At 58.6% G+C, this 20,488-nt stretch carries 24 protein-coding genes; 15 read left to right on the top strand and 9 right to left on the bottom strand.

Going from position 1 to position 20,488, the window contains the following annotated elements:
• The first annotated feature begins 3 nt into the window (after positions 1-3).
• The 5 genes from atuD (at position 4) to ICA15_RS17245 (ending at position 4,986) form a co-directional block, all read left to right on the top strand.
• Positions 4-1,161: a citronellyl-CoA dehydrogenase gene (gene atuD / locus ICA15_RS17265; protein ID WP_042560224.1), complete on the top strand. Its 1,158-nt coding sequence runs from the start codon at positions 4-6 to the stop codon at positions 1,159-1,161.
• Positions 1,158-1,955 carry an enoyl-CoA hydratase/isomerase family protein gene (locus tag ICA15_RS17260; protein WP_210553938.1) on the top strand — a complete coding sequence of 266 codons (798 nt, stop codon included), beginning with the start codon at positions 1,158-1,160 and terminating at the stop codon, positions 1,953-1,955. Before atuD ends, ICA15_RS17260 begins: the two co-directional genes overlap by 4 nt.
• A gap of 68 nt (positions 1,956-2,023) precedes the next feature.
• Entirely contained in the window at positions 2,024-3,985 is a 1,962-nt protein-coding gene (locus ICA15_RS17255; RefSeq protein ID WP_210553939.1) for an acetyl/propionyl/methylcrotonyl-CoA carboxylase subunit alpha, read from the top strand.
• 70 nt (positions 3,986-4,055) lie between these two features.
• Entirely contained in the window at positions 4,056-4,598 is a 543-nt protein-coding gene (locus ICA15_RS17250) for an exonuclease domain-containing protein (RefSeq protein ID WP_150615911.1), read from the top strand.
• 103 nt (positions 4,599-4,701) lie between these two features.
• A complete protein-coding gene (locus ICA15_RS17245) occupies positions 4,702-4,986 on the top strand; it encodes a pyrimidine/purine nucleoside phosphorylase (RefSeq protein ID WP_003183665.1) in 285 nt (94 codons plus the stop codon).
• A gap of 72 nt (positions 4,987-5,058) precedes the next feature.
• Here ICA15_RS17245 and ICA15_RS17240 read toward each other — a convergent pair whose 3' ends face one another.
• Complete coding sequence (locus tag ICA15_RS17240; RefSeq protein ID WP_150603381.1) at positions 5,059-5,865, bottom strand: MOSC domain-containing protein; 807 nt, start codon at positions 5,863-5,865, stop codon at positions 5,059-5,061.
• A gap of 192 nt (positions 5,866-6,057) precedes the next feature.
• Entirely contained in the window at positions 6,058-6,993 is a 936-nt protein-coding gene (locus ICA15_RS17235; protein ID WP_150603380.1) for a chemotaxis protein CheV, read from the bottom strand.
• Positions 6,994-7,446: 453 nt separating this feature from the next.
• Here ICA15_RS17235 and ICA15_RS17230 point away from each other — a divergent pair, with 453 nt between their 5' ends.
• The 3 genes from ICA15_RS17230 (at position 7,447) to ICA15_RS17220 (ending at position 9,948) form a co-directional block, all read left to right on the top strand.
• Positions 7,447-7,917 (top strand): hypothetical protein, encoded by a 471-nt coding sequence (locus ICA15_RS17230; protein WP_150615913.1) that lies wholly within the window; start codon positions 7,447-7,449, stop codon positions 7,915-7,917.
• 484 nt (positions 7,918-8,401) lie between these two features.
• Positions 8,402-9,295: a sensor histidine kinase gene (locus tag ICA15_RS17225; RefSeq protein ID WP_210554162.1), complete on the top strand. Its 894-nt coding sequence runs from the start codon at positions 8,402-8,404 to the stop codon at positions 9,293-9,295.
• The gene (locus tag ICA15_RS17220; RefSeq protein ID WP_150603378.1) at positions 9,292-9,948 is read left to right on the top strand and encodes a response regulator transcription factor; all 657 of its coding nucleotides are present in this window, start codon (positions 9,292-9,294) and stop codon (positions 9,946-9,948) included. Before ICA15_RS17225 ends, ICA15_RS17220 begins: the two co-directional genes overlap by 4 nt.
• Here ICA15_RS17220 and yegS read toward each other — a convergent pair.
• A complete protein-coding gene (gene yegS / locus ICA15_RS17215) occupies positions 9,932-10,849 on the bottom strand; it encodes a lipid kinase YegS (RefSeq protein WP_150603377.1) in 918 nt (305 codons plus the stop codon). The genes ICA15_RS17220 and yegS overlap by 17 nt on opposite strands.
• 311 nt (positions 10,850-11,160) lie before the next feature.
• Between yegS and ICA15_RS17210 the strand changes: the two genes are divergently transcribed.
• Positions 11,161-11,460, top strand: coding sequence for a hypothetical protein (locus tag ICA15_RS17210; protein WP_210554163.1), 300 nt, complete (start codon positions 11,161-11,163; stop codon positions 11,458-11,460).
• A gap of 61 nt (positions 11,461-11,521) precedes the next feature.
• On the opposite strand, the gene glp is transcribed toward ICA15_RS17210, so the two are convergent.
• Both glp and moaB read right to left on the bottom strand, forming a co-directional pair.
• The gene (glp, locus tag ICA15_RS17205; RefSeq protein ID WP_210553940.1) at positions 11,522-12,748 is read right to left on the bottom strand and encodes a gephyrin-like molybdotransferase Glp; all 1,227 of its coding nucleotides are present in this window, start codon (positions 12,746-12,748) and stop codon (positions 11,522-11,524) included.
• A complete protein-coding gene (gene moaB, locus ICA15_RS17200; protein ID WP_150593175.1) occupies positions 12,732-13,271 on the bottom strand; it encodes a molybdenum cofactor biosynthesis protein B in 540 nt (179 codons plus the stop codon). Before moaB ends, glp begins: the two co-directional genes overlap by 17 nt.
• Before the next feature lie 81 nt (positions 13,272-13,352).
• On the opposite strand from moaB, the gene mobA reads away from it, so the two are divergent.
• Both mobA and ICA15_RS17190 read left to right on the top strand, forming a co-directional pair.
• A complete protein-coding gene (gene mobA / locus ICA15_RS17195) occupies positions 13,353-13,955 on the top strand; it encodes a molybdenum cofactor guanylyltransferase MobA (protein WP_150615916.1) in 603 nt (200 codons plus the stop codon).
• A 78-nt stretch (positions 13,956-14,033) separates the two neighbouring features.
• Positions 14,034-14,255, top strand: coding sequence for a YgdI/YgdR family lipoprotein (locus ICA15_RS17190; RefSeq protein ID WP_016770600.1), 222 nt, complete (start codon positions 14,034-14,036; stop codon positions 14,253-14,255).
• A gap of 80 nt (positions 14,256-14,335) precedes the next feature.
• Here the strand turns inward: ICA15_RS17190 and ICA15_RS17185 are convergent, their stop codons facing one another.
• From ICA15_RS17185 to ICA15_RS17175, 3 genes are all read right to left on the bottom strand, one after another.
• Complete coding sequence (locus ICA15_RS17185; RefSeq protein WP_210553941.1) at positions 14,336-15,226, bottom strand: pseudouridine synthase; 891 nt, start codon at positions 15,224-15,226, stop codon at positions 14,336-14,338.
• 71 nt (positions 15,227-15,297) lie between these two features.
• Positions 15,298-15,615, bottom strand: a complete 318-nt coding sequence (locus ICA15_RS17180; protein ID WP_042560239.1) for a transcriptional regulator — start codon at positions 15,613-15,615, stop codon at positions 15,298-15,300.
• A gap of 112 nt (positions 15,616-15,727) precedes the next feature.
• Positions 15,728-15,964 carry a glutaredoxin family protein gene (locus tag ICA15_RS17175; RefSeq protein ID WP_150615918.1) on the bottom strand — a complete coding sequence of 79 codons (237 nt, stop codon included), beginning with the start codon at positions 15,962-15,964 and terminating at the stop codon, positions 15,728-15,730.
• A gap of 207 nt (positions 15,965-16,171) precedes the next feature.
• Here ICA15_RS17175 and ICA15_RS17170 point away from each other — a divergent pair, with 207 nt between their 5' ends.
• Complete coding sequence (locus ICA15_RS17170) at positions 16,172-17,884, top strand: cation:proton antiporter (RefSeq protein ID WP_210553942.1); 1,713 nt, start codon at positions 16,172-16,174, stop codon at positions 17,882-17,884.
• Here ICA15_RS17170 and ICA15_RS17165 read toward each other — a convergent pair.
• Positions 17,881-19,089: an ammonium transporter gene (locus tag ICA15_RS17165; protein ID WP_210553943.1), complete on the bottom strand. Its 1,209-nt coding sequence runs from the start codon at positions 19,087-19,089 to the stop codon at positions 17,881-17,883. The genes ICA15_RS17170 and ICA15_RS17165 overlap by 4 nt on opposite strands.
• A 307-nt stretch (positions 19,090-19,396) precedes the next feature.
• Between ICA15_RS17165 and ICA15_RS17160 the strand changes: the two genes are divergently transcribed.
• From ICA15_RS17160 to ICA15_RS17150, 3 genes are read left to right on the top strand one after another with little or no spacing between them, the layout of a single operon-like run.
• A complete protein-coding gene (locus ICA15_RS17160) occupies positions 19,397-19,711 on the top strand; it encodes a YqjD family protein (RefSeq protein ID WP_042560243.1) in 315 nt (104 codons plus the stop codon).
• A gap of 2 nt (positions 19,712-19,713) precedes the next feature.
• The gene (locus ICA15_RS17155) at positions 19,714-20,100 is read left to right on the top strand and encodes a phage holin family protein (protein WP_150603369.1); all 387 of its coding nucleotides are present in this window, start codon (positions 19,714-19,716) and stop codon (positions 20,098-20,100) included.
• Positions 20,097-20,435 (top strand): hypothetical protein, encoded by a 339-nt coding sequence (locus tag ICA15_RS17150; protein ID WP_150603368.1) that lies wholly within the window; start codon positions 20,097-20,099, stop codon positions 20,433-20,435. Before ICA15_RS17155 ends, ICA15_RS17150 begins: the two co-directional genes overlap by 4 nt.
• Positions 20,436-20,488: the final 53 nt, after the last annotated feature.

Genomic DNA, 20,488 nt, shown 5'->3' with positions numbered 1-20,488 from the left:
AAAATGATCTTCACCCCGGAACACGAAGCACTGCGCCGCACCGTCCGCCAGTTTGTCGAACACGAGATCAACCCGCACGTCGATGAATGGGAAAAGGCCGGACGCTTTCCGATCCACGAGATCTTCCGCAAGGCCGGCGACCTCGGCCTGCTGGGCATTTCCAAGCCAGAAAAATTCGGCGGCATGGGCCTCGATTACAGCTACTCGATTGTCGCGGCTGAAGAGTTCGGCACCATTCATTGCGGCGGCATCCCGATGTCGATTGGTGTACAGACCGACATGTGCACCCCGGCGCTGGCGCGGTTCGGCTCGGATGAACTGCGCGAAGAGTTCCTTCGCCCGGCAATCACCGGCGAGCAGGTTGGCTGCATCGGTGTTTCCGAAGTCGGTGCCGGCTCGGACGTCGCGGGGTTGAAAACCACTGCGCGCAAGGACGGTGACGACTACGTGATCAATGGCAGCAAAATGTGGATCACCAACTCGCCGAGCGCCGACTTCATCTGCCTGCTGGCCAACACTTCGGACGACAAGCCGCACATCAACAAGTCGCTGATCATGGTGCCGATGACCACGCCCGGTATCAGCCTCAGCTCGCATCTGGACAAGCTCGGCATGCGCAGTTCGGAAACCGCGCAGGTGTTTTTCGACGATGTCCGCGTGCCGCAGCGCAACCGCATCGGTCATGAAGGCGCAGGCTTCATGATGCAGATGTTGCAGTTTCAGGAAGAACGCCTGTTCGGCGCGGCGAACATGATCAAGGGTCTGGAGTATTGCGTCGACAGCACCATCGAGTACTGCAAGGAACGCAAGACCTTCGGCAATGCACTGATCGACAACCAGGTCATCCATTTCCGCCTCGCCGAATTGCAGACTGAAATCGAATGTTTGCGCGCATTGGTTTATCAGGCCACCGAGCAATACGTTCGGGGCCAGGACGTTACCCGACTGGCGTCGATGGCCAAGCTCAAGGCCGGCCGGCTCGGCCGCGAAGTCAGCGACAGTTGCCTGCAATATTGGGGCGGCATGGGCTTCATGTGGGACAACCCGGTGGCACGCGCCTATCGCGATGTGCGGCTGGTATCGATTGGCGGCGGCGCCGACGAAATCATGCTGGGGATCATCTGCAAACTGATGGGCATCCTGCCGGGGAAAAAGAAATGAGTGGCCTGCCCGAGTGCCAGACGCTGATTCTGGAATTGCATGGCGGTGTGCTGCACATCACCCTCAATCGCCCGGACAGCCGCAATGCGATGAGTCTGCAAATGGTCAGCGAACTGCGCGCGGTGTTGGCGGCCGTTCGCGATGACCGTGCTGTTCGCGCCTTGGTGCTCAGCGGTAGCGGCGGCCATTTCTGTGCCGGCGGCGACATCAAGGACATGGCCAATGCCCGTGCCGAGGGTGCCGAGGCTTACCGTGATTTGAATCGGGCGTTCGGCGCGCTGCTGGTGGAAGCCCAGCACGCACCGCAAGTGTTGATCTGCGTGCTGCAAGGCGCGGTGATGGGCGGCGGGTTTGGCCTGGCCTGTGTCAGCGACGTAGCGATCGCAGACCACAAAGCGCAATTCGGTCTGCCGGAAACCAGCCTCGGCCTGCTACCGGCGCAGATCGCGCCGTTTGTGGTGCAACGCATTGGCTTGACCGAGACACGCAGACTGGCGTTGACCGCTGCGCGTTTCGATGGTCATCAGGCGCGGCGCTTGGGGGTTGTGCATTTTGTCGAGCAGGATGCGCAGGCATTGGCCGAGCGACTGGATGAGGTGTTGCAGCATGTCTTGTGTTGCGCGCCGCAGGCGAATGCCGTCACCAAACAACTTCTGCTGGCCAGTGCCGGGCAACCATCGACTGAGTTGCTCGATGAAGCGGCGCAGTGGTTCAGCGAAGCGGTGACTGGCGCCGAAGGCATCGAGGGCACCATGGCGTTCATGCAAAAACGCAAACCGGGCTGGGCCATCTGACCCTGTGGGAGCGGGCTTGCCCGCGAAGAGGCCAGATCATCTAGCACAAAACCAAAGGGAAAAAGCCCATGCCCATCATCCACAAAATCCTGATCGCCAACCGCGGTGAAATCGCCTGCCGTATCCAGCGCACCGCACAGGCCCTTGGTTACCGCACCGTCGCCATCTTCAGCGACGCCGACGCCGATGCGCTGCACGTAAAAATCGCCGATCAAGCCGTGCGGGTTGGCCCGTCGCCGGTGCAGCAGTCCTACCTGAACATTCCGGCGATCCTCGACGCCGCCCGCCGCAGCGGCGCCCATGCGATCCACCCCGGCTATGGTTTTCTCTCGGAAAACGCCGGGTTCGCCCGCGCCTGCGAACAGGCCGGCCTGACTTTCATCGGCCCGAGCGCCGAGGCGATCGAACTGATGGGCAGCAAACGCCTGTCGAAACTCGCCATGCTCGACGCCGGCGTGCCGTGCATCGCTGGCTATCAAGGTGCAGCGCAGGACGACGCCACCTTGCTGAGCGAAGCCGAACGCATCGGCTACCCGTTGATGATCAAGGCCAGTGCCGGTGGTGGCGGTCGCGGTATGCGGCTGGTGCACAACGCTGCGCAACTGCCAGCGCAACTGCGCACCGCGCGCTCTGAAGCCCTGAATGCATTTGGCAGCGACGAATTGATTCTCGAACAGGCGCTGATCGACCCGCGACACGTTGAAGTGCAACTGTTTGGCGATCACCACGGCAATCTGATCTATCTCGGCGAACGCGACTGTTCGATCCAGCGTCGGCACCAAAAAGTCATCGAAGAAGCGCCCTGCCCGGTGATGACCGCCGAGTTGCGCCAAGCCATGGGCGAAGCCGCATTGAAAGCCGGCCGCGCAGTGAATTATGTCGGCGCCGGCACTGTGGAATTTCTGCTCGACGCGCGCGGGCAGTTCTATTTCCTTGAGATGAACACCCGCCTGCAGGTCGAGCACCCGGTGACCGAACTGATCACCGGGCTCGATCTGGTCGCCTGGCAATTGTCGGTGGCCGAAGGGCGGCCTCTGCCGTTGACTCAGGCGCAAGTCCAGCTCAATGGCCATGCCATGGAAGTGCGGCTTTATGCTGAAGATCCCGCGCAAGATTTCCTGCCGCAAACCGGGTGCATTCAGGCGTGGGAACCAGCGTTGCAACACGGCGCGCGGATTGACCATGGTTTGCACGAAGGGCAAACGGTCAGCCCGTTCTATGACCCGATGCTCGGCAAACTGATCGCTCACGGTACCACGCGTGAAGAGGCCCGCCGCAAACTGCTGCGCGCGGTGCAGGACACGGTGTTGCTGGGCGTGCAAAGCAATCAGCGCTTGCTCGAAAGTCTGCTGCAACATGCACAATTCATCAGCGGTGAATTCAGCACCGGATTCATTCCCCGGCATTTCAGCGATCACCAAAGCTTGCATGCCTACACGCCGAGTGCCGAAGAACTGGCCATCGCTGCCGTGCTGTTTTATCTGGCATCGGCGCAACAACACCGCGCGCCATTGAGCGGCTGGCGCAACAACGCCAGCGTGCCGCTGCATTATCGGCTGGGTCTTGATGAACAGAACTGGACCGCACAACTGCTCAGGTGCGCGGGGGATGTGATTGAGGTGCAAATCGCTGAACGCGCCCTCGAGCTGAAACTCATCGACCACAGCGCATGCTCAGTGACACTTGAAATCGATGGCCTGCGCCAACGCCACGCCTATCGCCTCGATGCCGGGCAGCTCTGGCTGTTCACCCATCCCGGCAGTCTGCACCTGGAGGATCGAACTCACGCGGTAATCGGCAGTCAGACCAGCGTCAGCTCCGGCACCTTGAAGGCGCCGATGGACGGGGCCATTGTCGACGTCCTCGTCAGCGAAGGCAGTGCGGTCAGCAAGGGTCAATTGCTGGTGGTGCTGGAGGCAATGAAAATGGAGCATCCGCTCACGGCCGGCATCGACGGCGTGCTCAAGCGGGTGCAGGTCAAGGTCGGCGATCAGGTAAAAAATCGTCAGGTTCTGTTGCAGGTCGAGTAGTCGCCCGAGCGCATCCGCGGGGTTTGACTACGCTCTGAATTATCAGAACGCGGAAATCAGGAACCCTGCGATGCCACACTGGCTGGTCATTGATCTGGAAGCTACCACCGACGAGGGTGGCTGGCCGGTCACGGAAATGGAAATCATCGAGATCGGCGCCACGCTGGTCGATCGTGCCGGACGCGAGCAGGATCACTTTCAGCGCTTCGTCAAACCGACACGGCGGCCCTTGCTGACGCCTTTCTGTCGCCAGCTCACGCACATCACCCAGGCCAATATCGACGCGGCACAGACCTTGAACGAAGTCTGGCCGGCGTTCGAACGCTGGCTCGCCCAGCATCAGCCACGTCTGGAAGGCTGGGCCAGTTGGGGCGATTACGACCGCAAGCAATTGCTGCAGGAATGGCAGCGACTGGCAATCGACAGTGGATTGAGCAAAGTGCCGCACATGAATCTCAAGCAACGCTTTGCCAAGGCCCGGCGTCTGGAACGGCCGCTGGGGCTCAACGGTGCGCTGGCGCTCGCCGGCATGCAGTTCAGCGGCCAGCAACATCGGGCGTTGGAGGACGCGCGCAATACGGCGCGATTGTTGCCTTTGGTATTGCCACTCTAGGGTCAATTCTCGACCTGCCGGACAGGCGCCGGGCAGGTGACGGCGTGGAAAGCCTTGTGCATACTGGCCGCCCCACTTTTTAGCCCTTTTCGAGGAATCGCCCATGTTTAAAGTCAACGAGTACTTCGACGGCACCGTCAAGTCGATCGCCTTCGGCACCGCTGAAGGTCCGGCGACCATCGGCGTCATGGCCCCGGGCGAATACGAATTCGGCACAGCCCAGCGTGAAATCATGCACGTGGTGTCCGGCGCACTGACGGTCAAACTGCCAGACAGCACCGACTGGGAAACCTTCGCCGCCGGCAGCCAGTTCAACGTACCGGCCAACAGCAAGTTCCAGCTGAAAGTCGCCGTCGACACTGCTTACCTGTGCGAATACCGCGGCTAAACCGCTGGTTTCAAAGCACCAATGAAAATGCCCGTGTCCAAGGACACGGGCATTTTTTGTTTCAGTGAGGGGTTATTCGAGAATCTCCACCGGCATCCCGACCTCAAGACGACCGTTGCTGTCATTCACCAGGTTCTGCCCAAACATCGCGCCGTCAGCCTGCGCGCGGGTCTTTTGCAACGTCGCCAGCGGTTCGCGGTCAGCACTGCGCTCGCCGGTTTGCGGGTCGATGGTGGTGAGGATGCAGCGTGAGCACGGCTTGACCACGCGGAACTCGACGTCGCCAATGCGAATCCGCTTCCAGCCATCCTCGGCATACGCCTCACTGCCTTCTATCACCAGATTCGGCCGAAAACGCAGCATTTCCAGCGGACGCCCAACCGCCTGCGACAAATGCTGCCGCGATGCCTCACCGATCAGCAACAACGGGAAACCGTCGGCTAACGCGACCTGATCGTCATCCTTGCCAAAACCTGCCTGAGTCATCCGCGCGCGATCCAGCGGCATTTGCACCAGACGGGTCGGTTTACCAATGAACTCACTGACCCATTGCGCCGCCTGATCACCCGCATCCGGCATTCGCAAGGTGTCGCGCCAAATGGTCACGCCGCGAAGTTCGGCGTCGTTGCCGGGCAAGTCGATTTCGATCAAAGCACGCTCGGGCGCACTCAGGGTCAGGCCGCCTTGGGCATTCCACAGCGCCGACAGCTGACTCATCTTCGCTTCGGCGCGCTGGGTCAGGAACCGCCCGCTGGCTTCGTCCACCAGCATCCAGCGTCGATCCCCCTCAAGCCCCAGCTTGTCCAGGTTGATTCCTTGCAGAACCTCGCCCTTGCCGGATTTCAACGGATAACGATAAAGCGCGCTCAGACGCAGCATGGCCAGCTCCCTGGTGGGCAAAAAACGCCACCCTATACGAGCTTCAGCGGCGAATCAAAGACAGAGTTTGGATACTGCTGGCAATCCATGCAGGAGCTGCGGCACGCTGCGATCTTTTGATCTGGTTTTAAAGATCAAAATATCGCAGCCTCGTTTCACTCGACAGCTCCTACAGAAGCGGTGGTGTTGCGATCAGGCCGGTACTTCATCAAGCATCAGGCGCTGACGCACCACGTCGACCAGTTTGTCCGGCTGGAACTTGGAGAGGAAGTTGTCGCAGCCGACCTTCTTCACCATCGAGTCGTTGAAACTGCCGGACAGGGATGTGTGCAACACCACGTACAGCCCGCGCAGGCGTGGGTCATTGCGTATTTCGGTAGTCAGGCGATAGCCATCCATTTCCGGCATTTCTGCGTCGGTGAAGATCATCAGCAGTTTGTCGGTCATGTTCACGCCGGTGTCGGCCCAAGCTTTGAGCATGTTCAGCGCCTTCAAACCGTCGCTGGCAATGTGCATTTTCACGCCGAGCTGACCGAGGGTGTCACGCAACTGCGAGAGCGCCACGTTGGAGTCGTCCACCAGCAACACTTCGCGGCCACGAGCGCGCTCCAGCACCGGATCATCGAGCTTTTCGCGCGAGACCTTGGCGTTGTACGGAACGATCTCGGCGAGCACTTTCTCGACGTCGATGATTTCCACCAGTTGATCGTCAACCTTGCTGATCGCCGTCAGGTAGTGCTGACGGCCGGCGCTGGCCGGTGGCGGCAAGATGGCTTCCCAGTTCATGTTGACGATGCGATCTACACCTCCGACGAGGAAGGCCTGCACCGAGCGGTTGTATTCGGTAACTATGATGGTGCTCGTCGGGCTCGGCACCAATGGACGCATACCGATTGCCTGCGAAAGATCGATCACCGGCAACGTCTGCCCGCGCAGGTTGACCACACCGCAGACAAACGGGTGACGCTGAGGCATCAGGGTCAGCTTCGGCAGTTGCAGCACTTCCTGAACCTTGAACACGTTGATCGCAAACAACTGGCGCCCGGCCAGTCGAAACATGAGTATTTCCAGGCGATTCTCACCCACCAGTTGCGTGCGTTGGTCTACCGTGTCGAGAATGCCGGCCATCAATGACTCCTGGGCTTGTTCTGATGAATTCACTAAGAGGGGTTATCGGCTGCGAATGCCGAATCTTGATCCCCGCAGCAATCGCTCTGAAAATGCCATATCGGGGCATTGATGTCACATTAACATCATGCTTTACTGGCGCTGCATTTTTCATCTGCTAAAGTCTTTGCGGCGCGACCACGGTTCGCACGTTAGGTTCCCGCGCCTAAGGGATTCCCCTAGTATCAATCAGGCCCAACCTGATATTCGCAGTATCCAATAGCCATTAATGTGACGCCATTCTCATTGCATGAACGGAGTCAGGCTATTGTGTGCGATCGCAGTTCAGCGGAAACAAACCCTCTGGAACCTCTCAGTCTGTGCACCTGCACGTCTGGGCGCGATCTCCCGACGATCCACGATCGTCGTCACACACGGCATCCCCTCAGTAGCCATGATGTTGTGGAGATAAGCATGCCGATCGACCGTAAAGAGTGGGCGCAACGCTTCCCCGAATTTCTTGTCGAGGCTGAAACGCTCCTGGCCAAGTCCGAAGAATGCCTCAGCCATCTGCAGATGATCAGCAACGACAAGGACGCTATCGACTGCATGCTCAGTACCCTCCTCAAACTCGCAAGCAGGGCTGAAGCTCTGGCGCTTGAGGCGATTTCCGAGTTTTCCCTGCATATCTACGGTCTGCTCAATCTGGCACAGGATCACGTAGATCTGCACGAGCAGGCCCTGGAGGCGTTGAAGGAATGCTTCACACTGATGGCCTGGCAGCTTGAACTGGTCGATCATAAAACCGGGCAACTGAGCCTCGATAAAACCGAACAGACCTCACTGCTCGAAGCGTTTGCCTCTCAGGTCGGACAAACTCAGTTTCAACCAGCGCTGAAAACCAAACGTTTGCCATTGCTGAACTATTCGGACCGCCAAGCCTGATTCGGCGTGACAGGGCTCGGCGAGGCTGACACACCGCAACGTCAATGTCGCAATTGAATAGCTCGTAGCTGCCAGCGACAAATCGAATAAATATTCATACCGGACAACAGCGTGTATTTCCTGCCGGGCTAAGGGTTTGCCTGTGTCTGAAGAGTTCAACTTCTGGCGATGCAGATACCATCGAACTCAATAAATCGATAATTTCATTATGGAACTCGCGTCCAACATGACGTATTTCCTGACGCATTGGACATATATAGCAAACGCGACCAACGGTATCTTAAGTGGTATTATGCCGCCCATTAAATGCTGCCAAGTTAATGGCACAGTGACTCCAGAGACAGGCCTCCACCCGAAGTTGGTGATCCTGTACATTCACTGAGTCACGTTGAAATCCTAAACATTATTGACACCCTTTACAGACAGAGACCCGCCAGCCACCGGCCGGTCTACCCGCAGCGAACATCCATTGGCTCCATCCGTTATGTACGCCAGCCTCAAGTCAATCACTACATGGCCTCCCTCCCGGGAAAACGCGCGTCGGTTCACACTCATATTGTGCGTCGCGGCAGCACTTGGCAGCCTGCTGACCTACGGGTTTTCCGCGCAACTTCACCTGGGAGTACTGTTGCTGAACATTGCCGCCACCGCCTGTGTCTGGGTGCAATATCGGCTGTCACGCAAATCGATAAAATTCCAGCCACAGGAACTTGCTGACCGTTTGCTGGAAGTCCAGGAAAACGAGCGTCACCGCCTCAGCCGCGAATTGCACGATGATATCGGCCAATTGCTGACCGCCGCCAAGCTGCAAGGCGACTGGCTCAAACGACGAATGCCGGAAGATTTACAGGAACACTGCAGCACACTTTGCGAAACCCTCGAAGAGACGCTGAACAAAGTGCGCGATGTATCGGCCATCCTCAATCCCCGCCAGTTGACCAGCCTCGGCCTTGAGGCCAGCCTGCGAGCGCATCTGCTCAAGACAATGACCAACACCAGCGTGCACTGGAGTCTCGATTGTCAGCAACGCCTCAACGGCATCCCGGAAGAAATGGCGGTCGCCGCTTTCCGCATCACCCAGGAAGCCGTCACCAATATTTTGCGTCATGCACAGGCGAAAAACCTGCTGATACGCGTGCAGCGTCTGCCGAAAGGCCTGACATTGCTGATCAGCGATGACGGCCTGGGATTTGCCCCGGCTGCCAACCCGGGTCGTGAAGGACAGCGGGGCATGGCCGGGATGGCCGAACGGATCGAGCAATTGGGTGGCACCCTGAGCGTTACCAGCGAGCCGGGCAAAGGCACTCAAATCGAAGCACTTTTCCCCTGGGCGCCGCGGGCACTCGAGCGGGCCAGTACGAATAAGGTTATGCGTTGACTTGTAACTTACTTCTGGTGGATGACCACTCGCTGATCAGGGCCGGCGTTCGCGCTCTGGTGCTGGATATTCCCGGTTACGCGGTTGTTGGCGAAGCCAATGATGGCTCGCAACTGCTCGAAATGTTCGAGCAGCTCAGCCCCGATATTGTGCTGCTGGATATTTCCATGAAGCACACCGGTGGCCTGGAAGCCCTGCAACGACTCAAGCAAGTGCGGCCACAGAGCAAAGTGCTGATTTTGTCGATGCACACCGATCCTGCGTTGATCATGCAGGCACTGGAGTCCGGCGCTCACGGCTACCTTCTCAAAGACACCACGGCCACCGAACTCGAACACGCGCTGGAAGCCTTGCGCAATAACGAGCGTTACCTGAGTCCGGCCATCGCTCATACCGTGATCAACCAGGCACTGACTCGCAATCAGAAGCAGCCGGAAATCGCCGATTCGCACAACCTCACGGCCCGACAACTGGAAATCCTGCGCCTGATCGTGCGTGGAAAATCCACCCGGGAAATTGCCAATGGCCTGGGCTTGAGCATCAAAACTGTCGAGACCCACCGCTCGCAGATCATGAAGCGTCTGCAAATCTACGATGTAGCGGGCCTGGTGCTGTTTGCTGTACGCGAACAGATCATCAGTCTGGACGATTGAGCGCCAGATTTTCGCTCAACAGCGGCGAGTCCTTCGGCAGATGTATCTGCAACGCCGCCGGGCGCGCCTCGAAGCGCATGCTGTCGCCTTCCAGTGGCTCCCCATCAAGATTGATGTAGAGCCCCTCGGCCACCTTGATCTCGACCCAAGGCAAGCGGGTTCGGACAAACATGTTGTCGATGCCGAATCCATCGCTGAGCAGGCTTTTCAGTGTGCCCACCAGCTCCTGTGGCGCAGGCAGGATGCTGATATCCAGCAACCCGTCGTCAGCCAGCGCCTGCGGGCATAAAACATGCCCGCCGCCAGCCTGGCGACCATTGCCTATCCCTAATGCCAGCAGCTCGCCACTCCAGTGAAAGTCCGGCCCCTGCAGCTCGCCATACGCGGCGTGCAATTCGCTGAACCGCGACAAACCAGTGAACAGATAGGCCGCCCCGCCCAGTACCTTTTTCAGATCCTCTGAAGTATTGGCCGTGACCTGACTGCCGAAACCGCCGGTGGCCATGTTGAGGAAAATCTGCCCGCCCACTTCACCCAGATCAATGTCACGCGGCGGTACATCGAGGAGTTCAAGCGCCTCGGCCGGCTCCAGCGGAATCCCCGCCGCGCGGGAAAAATCGTTAGCGGTACCCAAAGGCAAAAGGACAAGGCTGGCTTTCCCCGGGTGCGCCGCAAGGGCTTCGGCGATGTCGCGCAACGTACCGTCTCCGCCGCCGGCAATAATTTTCGTGTACCCGTCCGCCAATGCTTGCTCGACCCAGCGTTGGGCATCCCCCGCCTCCCAAGTCAGGCGCACCGCCAACTCCCAGCCTTGCTCGCGTTTGTCCTCGACCGCGGTGCGAACCGCCTCGTTGAGTGCCTGCTTGCCATGCAGGATCAACAGTGCCCGGCGTTCACTCATAGCGTCACTCCCTGAATTGAATCGGTTGAAACATCTTGACCACCGTGGCGCGCAAAAAAGCCCAAAGAATGACAAATAATTCCTTCGTCTGGCTGCGGCGTCCTACACAGCGGTATTTTTTCTTACAAAACATGAGGAATCGGCTTAATTGACCCGGTATGACAGTTGGTTCACCGTGTGCCAGCGGTATCAATCATCAATTCGACTACACAAGGACGTGCATGTAATGAGAGGTTACTCAAGGGTTTTTAACAGTTGGAGAGAGGGCAAAATTTGCAGGAACGGGTTTGAAGCAGCAGATGGATATTTCCATGCCAAGCCGTGAAGCCAGAAAACCAGTGAATCCGATCGCCCCCCTCGCCGAATGTCGCACGAATCACAAGTCCGATTTCAAGAAGACCACTGGAGCAGTTGATATGGAACCACGTGTGACCGAGCTGGAAACCCACCTCAAATATATTCGACGGGACATGGATGAAGTCCGCAGTGACGTCAGAACCATCAAGCATCGCCTGGCCTACTCAGCAGGTGCAACCGCCGTAATAATGGGTCTGCTGGGTTGGGTGGCCAATAGCCGATTCGACCAGCTGGTTACACTGTTGAGCCATTGACCGAATGAAACCTTGCAGGCACCGGCTGGATCAGCCCATGCCTGCATTTGCGAGACAGGATTCAGCCCAAGAGCTCACTTAGCGGGATGAAGACGACGGCGTCTCCTTCAAGCAGAGTGCGACCCTCAAGCACTTCCACCAATCCGTCTGCCCACGCGGCGCTGCGCAGCACTCCCGAGCTCTGGTTGCGGTAGATAGTCGCCCGCCCCTGCTCAAGGCGGCCCCGCAGGTATTCGCGCCGATTACCGGCAACAGGCCAGACAAAGCCTGCTGGCACCGTGAACTTCAAAGGCTCGACGTCCTGCACACCCTGACGTCGCAACAGGTAAGGCCGAGCCAGTAACGCAAACGTGACCAACGTCGAAGCCGGATTGCCGGGCAACCCGATAACCGGCACATCGCGGAAATGGCCGAATGTCAGCGGTTTACCGGGCTTGATCGCCAGTTTCCAAAGGGCCAGTTCCCCTTCTTCTCGCAAGGCGATACCGAGAAAATCAGCTTCACCCACCGAGACGCCACCGGTGGAAAGAATCAGATCAACATCCTGCAACTCACCCAAACGGGCACGGGTGGTGGAAAGATCATCCGGAAGAATACCGGCGTCGATCACTTCGCAACCCAGGCGCTGCAACCAGCTGCACAGCAACACTCGATTGCTGTTGTAGATCTGACCCGGCCCCAGTGGCTGCCCCGGTTCGACCAACTCGTCACCGGTGGAAATCACCGCCACGCGAACCTTGCGCACAACCTTGACGCCGGCACAGCCCAGCGACGCAACCAAGCCCTGCTCTATCGGGCCAAGCTGGGTTCCGGCCGGCAAAATCAACTCGCCGACAGTAGTTTCCTGCCCTTGCGGGCGAATATTCTGTCCAATCTTCATCGGCTGGATGAAGCGCACGCTTCCATCGGCCTGGACCTCGGCGTTTTCCTGCATTTCCACGCAATCGGCACCCGGCGGTACCGGTGCCCCCGTGAAAATCCGCGCACACGTGCCGGGTTTCAGGGTTTGCGGAGATTGTCCGGCGAACACCTTTTGACTGACCGTCATGGCTTCACCCGTCCAGTCGGCCAGGTTCAGGGCATAGCCATCCATGGCACTGTTGGGCCAGGGCGGTAAATCCAGGGTCGAAATGAGGTCCTCGGCCAGCACTCGACCCTCGACCTGCGCCAGCGGCAAATATTCTTGCTCGGCAATCGGCGACGCCTCGGCCATTTCCAGCAGACGCGCCAGCGCAACCTCGACGGGCATCAACGAGCCCGTCTTGCCCGGCTTATCCACGGGATTCACAAGGCGCGGCCTGCTTCAGATGAGGGACGAAATTGCATGGACGGTGGCGCGCGTCCAGTTGCTCACCGAGAATGCCGTCCCAACCCGTGCGCACGGCGTTGGTCGAGCCCGGCAGACAGCAGACCAGCGTACCGTTGGCCAGACCGGCCAGCGCTCGGGACTGCACGGTAGAGGTGCCGATATCGGCCACCGATATCTGTCGGAACAACTCGCCAAACCCATCCACTTGCTTGTCGAGCAGGCAAGCCACGGCTTCCGGTGTACTGTCGCGGCCGGTGAAGCCGGTGCCACCGGTAATCAGTACAACCTGAACAACATCGTCGGCGATCCAGTTGGCGACTTGCGCGCGAATTTTGTAGAGGTCATCTTTAAGCAGGACCCGCGCCGCCAGATTGTGGCCGGCCGCTGCCAGGCGGTCGACAAAGACCTGGCCTGAGGTGTCGGTTTCCAGAGTACGGGTATCACTGACAGTCAGCACCGCGATATTGAGCGGCACGAAAGGTACATCAGCCTTGGCTTTCATAGGCTCGTCCAGTTGTAGGAGAAACGGTGCGGTGTTATATCACAGCGCCCTGTTTTTTCGCCGCCCCTGTGGAGAGCTGCCATGACCTTTGAGACGCAACTGCCGCCCTGCTCCATTCTGCTACTGGCGGGCGGGCGCGGCCAACGCATGGGCGGTCAGGACAAAGGTCTGGTGCAATGGCAGGGCGAACCGTTGATTGCGCATTTGCATCGCAAGACTCGTCCGCTGACCGATGACCTGATCATTTCCTGCAACCGCAATCGCGAGCGTTACGCGCCGCTGGCCGATCAATTGGTGGAGGATGACGAAGGCGACTTTCCAGGACCGTTGGCCGGTATTCGCGCAGGCCTGAAAGCCGCGCGACGTTCGCACTTGTTGGTACTGCCTTGCGATGTCCCGCTGATCGACGATGCGTTGCTGCAAAGCATGCGCGAGTCCGCCAATCAGAATCCTGAAAAACCTTTAATGTTGTGGCATGACGAACATTGGGAACCCCTGTTGTGTGTAATTCCGGTAGCCCTTTCACCGGCATTCGAAAACGCCTGGAACGCTGGTGAACGCAGCCCCGGCCGCGTCATGCGCGGGCTCGGTGCCATGGCGCTGAAATGTCCCGACAACGACCCGCGACTGGCCAACCTCAACACCCCCGAACTGTTAAATGCTCACAACACTGTGTCAGACTGACACTATTCAAGGAACTCTAACGCCTTGTATACGTCTCAAGCTCAGTAACCAAAAGTATTCCCATTCGGAGACACACTCATGACTCAACGGACCCTCGCCACTTTCATGCTCGCACTGGGCCTTGCTACCCTCGCCGGTTGCTCCTCGCCTACAGTGATCACCTTGAATGACGGTCGCGAAATCCAGGCCGTCGACACCCCGAAATACGATGACGATTCGGGCTTCTACGAGTTCCAGCAACTGGACGGCAAAGAAACACGCATCAACAAGGATCAGGTTCGTACCGTTAAAGAGCTGTAAGCTCGACGTCGATCCCGGATACAGAAAAGCCCGCATTGATTGCGGGCTTTTTCATGGGCGCTCGAAAAGTTGCAGCAACCTCACCACTGTAAAGTGATGCGACTTTCGAACTCACGTTCCTCGCCGGTCACCGGATCGATAAAACGCAACCCTTGCGCCAGAAGCTTCAGCGGATGAGCATAGTCATCCTCAACATCCTTCAGTACGTCCGGGTAAAACGGGTCATTGCAGATACTCGCGCCAAGTGCAGTCATGTGTACCCGAAGCTGATGTTTTTTGCCGGTCACCGGGTACAGGCCATAACGCCAAAAGTCGCCGTTCTTTTCCCGAACCTCTACCGCCGTTTCGGTGTTACTGACACCGGGCCCTTCCTGCATACGGAAAAACGGTTCGCCATCGACCAGACGGCTTTTATGCACCAAGGGAAAATCGAGTCCAGGCAATGCCGGGGCAATGGCTTCGTAACGCTTGTCGATCTGTCGCGTTGGGAACAGCGACTGATAGGCGGAACGGGTTTGCGGGTTGGCCGAGAAAATCACCAGCCCCGCCGTATGCCGGTCGATCCGGTGCAGGGGCACCAGATGGGGATTGTCCAGACGCCGGATCAGCCTGCGCAGCAAGGTTTGCTCTACGTACTCGCCGGCCGGCGTCACTGGCAGAAAATGCGGCTTGTCAGCCACCACCAGATGCTCATCGGCATAGAGAATCGACTCGACAACAGGGATCGGTTTTTCGTCCGGCACTTCGCGAAAGTAGTGAATGCGCAGGCCTTCCTTGTAGGGCAAATCCAGCGCAATCGGCTGACCGTGAGCATCCAGCACCCGCCCCCGAGCGATCCGGTCCAGCCACTGCTCGCGTCCAATGGCGCTGAAATGCTCGCACAAGCAATCGAGTACAGTCAGCCAGGCGCCGGGCGGCAGATAAAGCGTGCTGGCCTGATTCTGTGCAGCGGAAAACGTTGACGTGGACATATGAAAATTCGAACCCTCAAGGCAGGCCGGCATTATCCAGCACTGAGGGAAACGAACCTAGCGCAGAATCCTCAAGCCGGAATCGATTTGAGCGCCGCCGCGTCGGTAAACTCCTTGAGCCAGCGCAACACGTCGACAGCTTCCCAGCGGCCCGGGTCATACAAGGCGTACATCAGGCCCTGATACCCGACCACGTCCAGTTGCTTGTGATAACCGGCGCGCTGAAACAAGGCTTCGATCTCTGCAAAGCAGGTATTGAAATGCAGCTTGTTGAATGGCGTCTTGCCTTCCGTGACCAGCCCGTCCAGGCGCAATTCGAGAACCGCCTCGCGCACCACGTCAACCGACATCCGGTTCACGCTGTTCTTCAACTGTTCGACATTGACCACGGTTCGTCCCTCTGACCCAATTACTGTATGAACATACAGTAACCGAATAAGCCGGGAAGTGCCAAGGGATGGATTTGTGCCGGCGACCAGCGGGGCGCTGCGGGAAAACAGCTTAACGCAGGAACGCCACCACCTCGTCGGCGCTGAACGGCCAGCCAAGCTCCGCCCCGGTGTCGACTCGCCGCAGCACCGGAATCCGCAGGCTGTAAGCCTCATACCAGGATTCGTCTTCAGTGATGTCTACCAGTTCCACCAGCAGACCGCGTTCGACAAACTCCATCAGCATGGATTCAGCGACTTCACACAGATGACACCCCAGGGTGCCGAACAGCTGACATTCAGGAAGCATGTGCGCTCAACCACAGATTAATCCGCCTATTCTAGGCCGCCACCGAAAACCCGTCGAGCCACCGCCGCCCAAAGGCTTGAGCGCAGCCGCAAAGGCACATGCGCAAAACCCTGATGCAAATCAGCTCGCAAAAAAGCCAATCAGGCGATGCTCCCGGTCTTTTTGCTTCTACGCTTGAGAAGCCAGAGCCTGACCTCGGAGTGTCTAGTGTTTGCCAACCTGTTGATCATCCTCGCCTCGTCCCTCGTGGTGATTGCACTTTTTCGCCACCTGCGGCTGCCACCGGTCTTGGGATATCTGTGCGTTGGATTGCTGGTCGGACCCAATGCATTCGATTGGGTCAATGAAAGTGAACATCTGCCCGACGTGGCGGAACTGGGCGTGGTGTTCCTGCTGTTTTCCCTCGGCCTCGAGTTTTCCCTGTCAAAGATGATCGCGCTGCGCCAAGTGGTGTTTCGCCTTGGCAGTCAGCAAGTGTTGATCAGCACGGCCGTGCTGGGCCTGTTATTGATGCTGTTGGGCATGCCGATAACGCCAGCATTGCTGCTCGGTGCCGGGCTTGCGTTGTCCTCTACGGCGATCGTCACCAAGGAATTGGGCAGCCTCGGTGAGGTGTTCAGCAGCCACGGTCAGAATGCGGTCGGCGTCCTGCTGTTTCAGGATGTGGTTGCGGTATTGCTGCTGACCCTGGTGCCGGTGTTCGCCGGCAGCAGCGAGCAGGCCTGGTACTGGGCATTACCGCTGACGCTGGCGAAAACCGTGGTGTTGTTTGTCGGTCTGCTACTGGCCAGTCGTTGGTTGCTGCCCCGACTGTTCCATGAAGTCGCGGCCTCACGCTCGGCAGAATTATTTGTGCTGTTGGCGCTGGTGATTGTGCTGCTCACCGCATGGCTGACTCACTTGCTCGGTCTGTCGCCCGCGCTGGGTGCTTTTCTGGCCGGCATGTTACTGGGTGAAAGCCATTACCGGCATCAGATCGAGGCCGATATCCGGCCCTTCCGCGACATACTGCTCGGGGTGTTTTTTGTCAGCATCGGCATGCTGATCGACCTGCAATTGTTCGTCAGCGATGGCCTGCTGATCCTCGGCCTGACTGTCGGCTTGATGATTATCAAAGGCATCGTTGTGGCGTTGCTGGTGAAGTGGCGCGGCAGTGACAGTGAAACCGCATGGCGCAGTGGTCTGGCCCTGGCTCAGGGGGGCGAATTCTGCTTCGCGCTGATGGCGCAGATGCAACAGAACAGCATGCTGCCCGAAAAGCTTGGCGCCTTGCTGCTTGCAGCGACTTTCTGCTCGATGCTGCTGACCCCCATCCTGTTACGCGCAGCCCCACGCATCGCCACGGCCCTGCACCGCAAACCCAATGAGGAAGCACAGATCGAGCACATCAGCGCGCTCAACGCCGGCCTCGACCAGCATGTGGTGATTTGCGGGTACGGACGGGTTGGTCAATCCATCGGTCGCTTCATGCGTAACGCAAAGCAGCCTTACATCGCTTTGGACAATGACCCGGTGCGGGTACAGGAAGCTGCCACCGAAGAAAGTGACGTGCATTACGGCGACTCATCACGCGGTGATTTGCTCATCGCCGTCGGCCTGCTGCGCGCAAAACTGCTGGTGATTGCTGTGGATCAAACCGACGTTGCCCTGCACATTCTCAGGGAGGCACGCCGCCTCAATGATCAGATACCGATCCTGGTACGCACCCGCGACGACAGCCAATTGGCCGAACTCAAAGCCGCCGGCGCTACTGAAGTAGTGCCGGAGCTGTTGGAATCAAGCCTGATGCTCGGCTCTCACGCCTTGATCATGCTCGGCTTGTCGGCGCGCCAGGTACAAGAGAAAGCCGATCAAGTGCGAAGAGACCGCTATCGCCTGCTGCACGGCTTTTATTCCGGAGCCAATGATGAAGAAACCTAATCCTGGCTCACCGCGCCGATCTTGTGCACGGACAGATCGGCACCGTAATACTCTTGTTCCTGACTCAGGCGCAGCCCATGCAGCGCCTTGATCACGCCGTACACGGCAAAACCACCGATCAACGCCACCGCCACGCCGAGCGCGGTGCCGATCATCTGGCTGATCAGGCTGACGCCGCCAAGCCCGCCGAGCGCGGTCTGGCCGAAAACCCCGCAGGCAATCCCGCCCCACACGCCGCACAAACCGTGCAACGGCCACACGCCCAGCACATCGTCAATGCGCCACTTGACCTGCGCGGCCGTAAAGCACCAGACAAACAGCGCGCCGGCGATGGCTCCGGTCACCAGAGCACCGACCGGATGCATCAGATCGGATCCCGCGCAGATCGCCACCAATCCGGCCAGAGGGCCGTTATGCAAAAAGCCTGGGTCATTGCGGCCGACGAGCAATGCCGCCATGGTGCCGCCGACCATCGCCATCAACGAGTTGACCGCCACCAGGCCGCTGACGCCTTGCAAAGTCTGCGCGCTCATCACGTTGAAGCCGAACCAGCCGACAATCAGAATCCACGAGCCCAATGCCAGAAACGGAATGCTCGATGGCGCGAAGGCCACCAGTCGTCCGTCTCGATAACGCCCATTGCGCGGGCCCAGCAACAGTACCGCCGCCAGCGCCAGCCAACCGCCCATGGCGTGCACCACCACGGAACCGGCAAAATCATGAAACGCCGCGCCGAACTGAGTGGTCAGCCAGGCTTGCAGGCCATAGTTGCCGTTCCAGATCATTCCTTCGAAAAACGGATAGATGAACGCGACGATCAGCGCCGTGGCGCACAACTGCGGAACGAAGCGCGCGCGTTCGGCAATGCCCCCGGAGATGATCGCCGGGATCGCCGCAGCGAAGGTCAGCAGGAAGAAAAACTTCACCAATCCATAACCATGATCAGCACTGAGCACTGCTGCCGGCTGCATGAAGGTCACGCCGTAAGAGATCCAGTAACCTATAAAGAAATAGGCCAGGGTCGAGACAGCGAAATCGCTGAGGATTTTCGACAGCGCGTTGACCTGGTTTTTCTGGCGCACCGTACCGACTTCCAGAAAGGCGAAGCCAGCATGCATCGCCAGCACCATCACCGCACCGATCAGGATGAACAACGTATTGGAGCTGTGAACCAATGTTTCCACAGCGCTTTGCAGATTTTCCATAAAGAGGCAGACCTGAAAGATAAAAAGGCACCAAAGCAGTTCATGCACACATTTCTTGCACCAAGTTGCGCCCACGCAGTCATGAACCCGAAGGACCGATGAACCGATTTGGCGCACAAGATCGATGTGCTGGCACGAACCGCTATTATTCGCGTCAGGCTTTTGCGGCCTGTACGCCCGGCAACAGCGCACGACTGACGAACGACGCACCACGACACAGCAAAAGTTGTACCAGTCATTTGTACTGAACCTTCGCGCAAGGCTCATACTCGAACGTTTCAGAAGCCACTTATACGGAGATCCACCCATGGCCAGCATCAAGGCAAAGACTGCTCAAGACATCCTGATGAACGACTTCCAGACACTGGTCGCCGACACCGAGCGGTTGCTCGAGCACACCGCCACTCTGGCCGGTGATCAGGCAGATGAGCTGCGTGCACAGATCCACGACAGCCTGCTGCGTGCACGCGAAACCCTGAAGCTGACCGAAGACACCCTGCGCGAACGCGGCCAGGCAGCGGTTACCGCCACCGAAGATTACGTGTCGGCCAATCCATGGCAGTCCGTCGGCATCGCTGCCGGCGTGGGCTTTTTGATCGGCCTGCTAGCTACTCGGCGCTGATTATGTCGATCGGTGAATCCGGCCCGGCTGCGGGCACCTCATCATCTACGCGGCGTCTGGGCGCCGCTGTCCTTGGCTTGTTGCACAGTCATGTCGAGTTGTTCGGCATCGAACTGCAGGAACAGAAAGCACGCACGGTCAGCCTTTTGCTGTTCGCAGGTTTGGCATTGGTGTTTGCCTTGTTGTTGCTGGTCGGCTTGTCGACGCTGGTGCTGATCTTGTTCTGGGACACGTACCGCCTGCCTGCGATCATCGGCCTGTGCGTTTTCTATACCCTTGCGGCAGCCTTTTGCGGGTTGCGCCTCAAGGCTGCGGTGTTCGATGAATCCTCACCCTTCCATGGCACGCTCGAAGAGCTGGCCAACGACCGGGAGCGCCTGCTGCCATGAGCCTGCCTGAACTTCCACATAACAGCTCACGTCGGGAAATGCGCAAGGCACTGATTCGCCTGCGCATGGAAATGCATCGGCAGGAAATTCGCCATGAGGCCGGGCAAGTACTGCAACCTTTGCAGCGCATGCGTGGCATGTCGCAAAACCTGCAAGGCGGATTCGGCATCAAACACGCGCCGTTATGGGGTGTTGCCGCGGTCACGCTGTTGGGTTTCATCACCGGCAAAGGCGCGAAAAGCGGCGGTGTCGGTGGCCTGACCCGTCTGATTCGCCTCGGTACCAGCCTTGGGCCGTTGATCAGGCTGGTCATGCAGAGCTCTGGCAAGCGCTGAACTGACGTATCTGGCTACATTCTTGCAATGTCGGCGGGATTAACCTCTTTACC

Source organism: Pseudomonas sp. P116 (genome assembly GCF_020149425.1).
GTDB classification, from domain to species: Bacteria; Pseudomonadota; Gammaproteobacteria; order Pseudomonadales; family Pseudomonadaceae; genus Aquipseudomonas; species Aquipseudomonas anatoliensis.
Note: the sequence above shows the minus strand (reverse complement) of the source record. Positions and strands in the feature narration are given on the sequence as shown.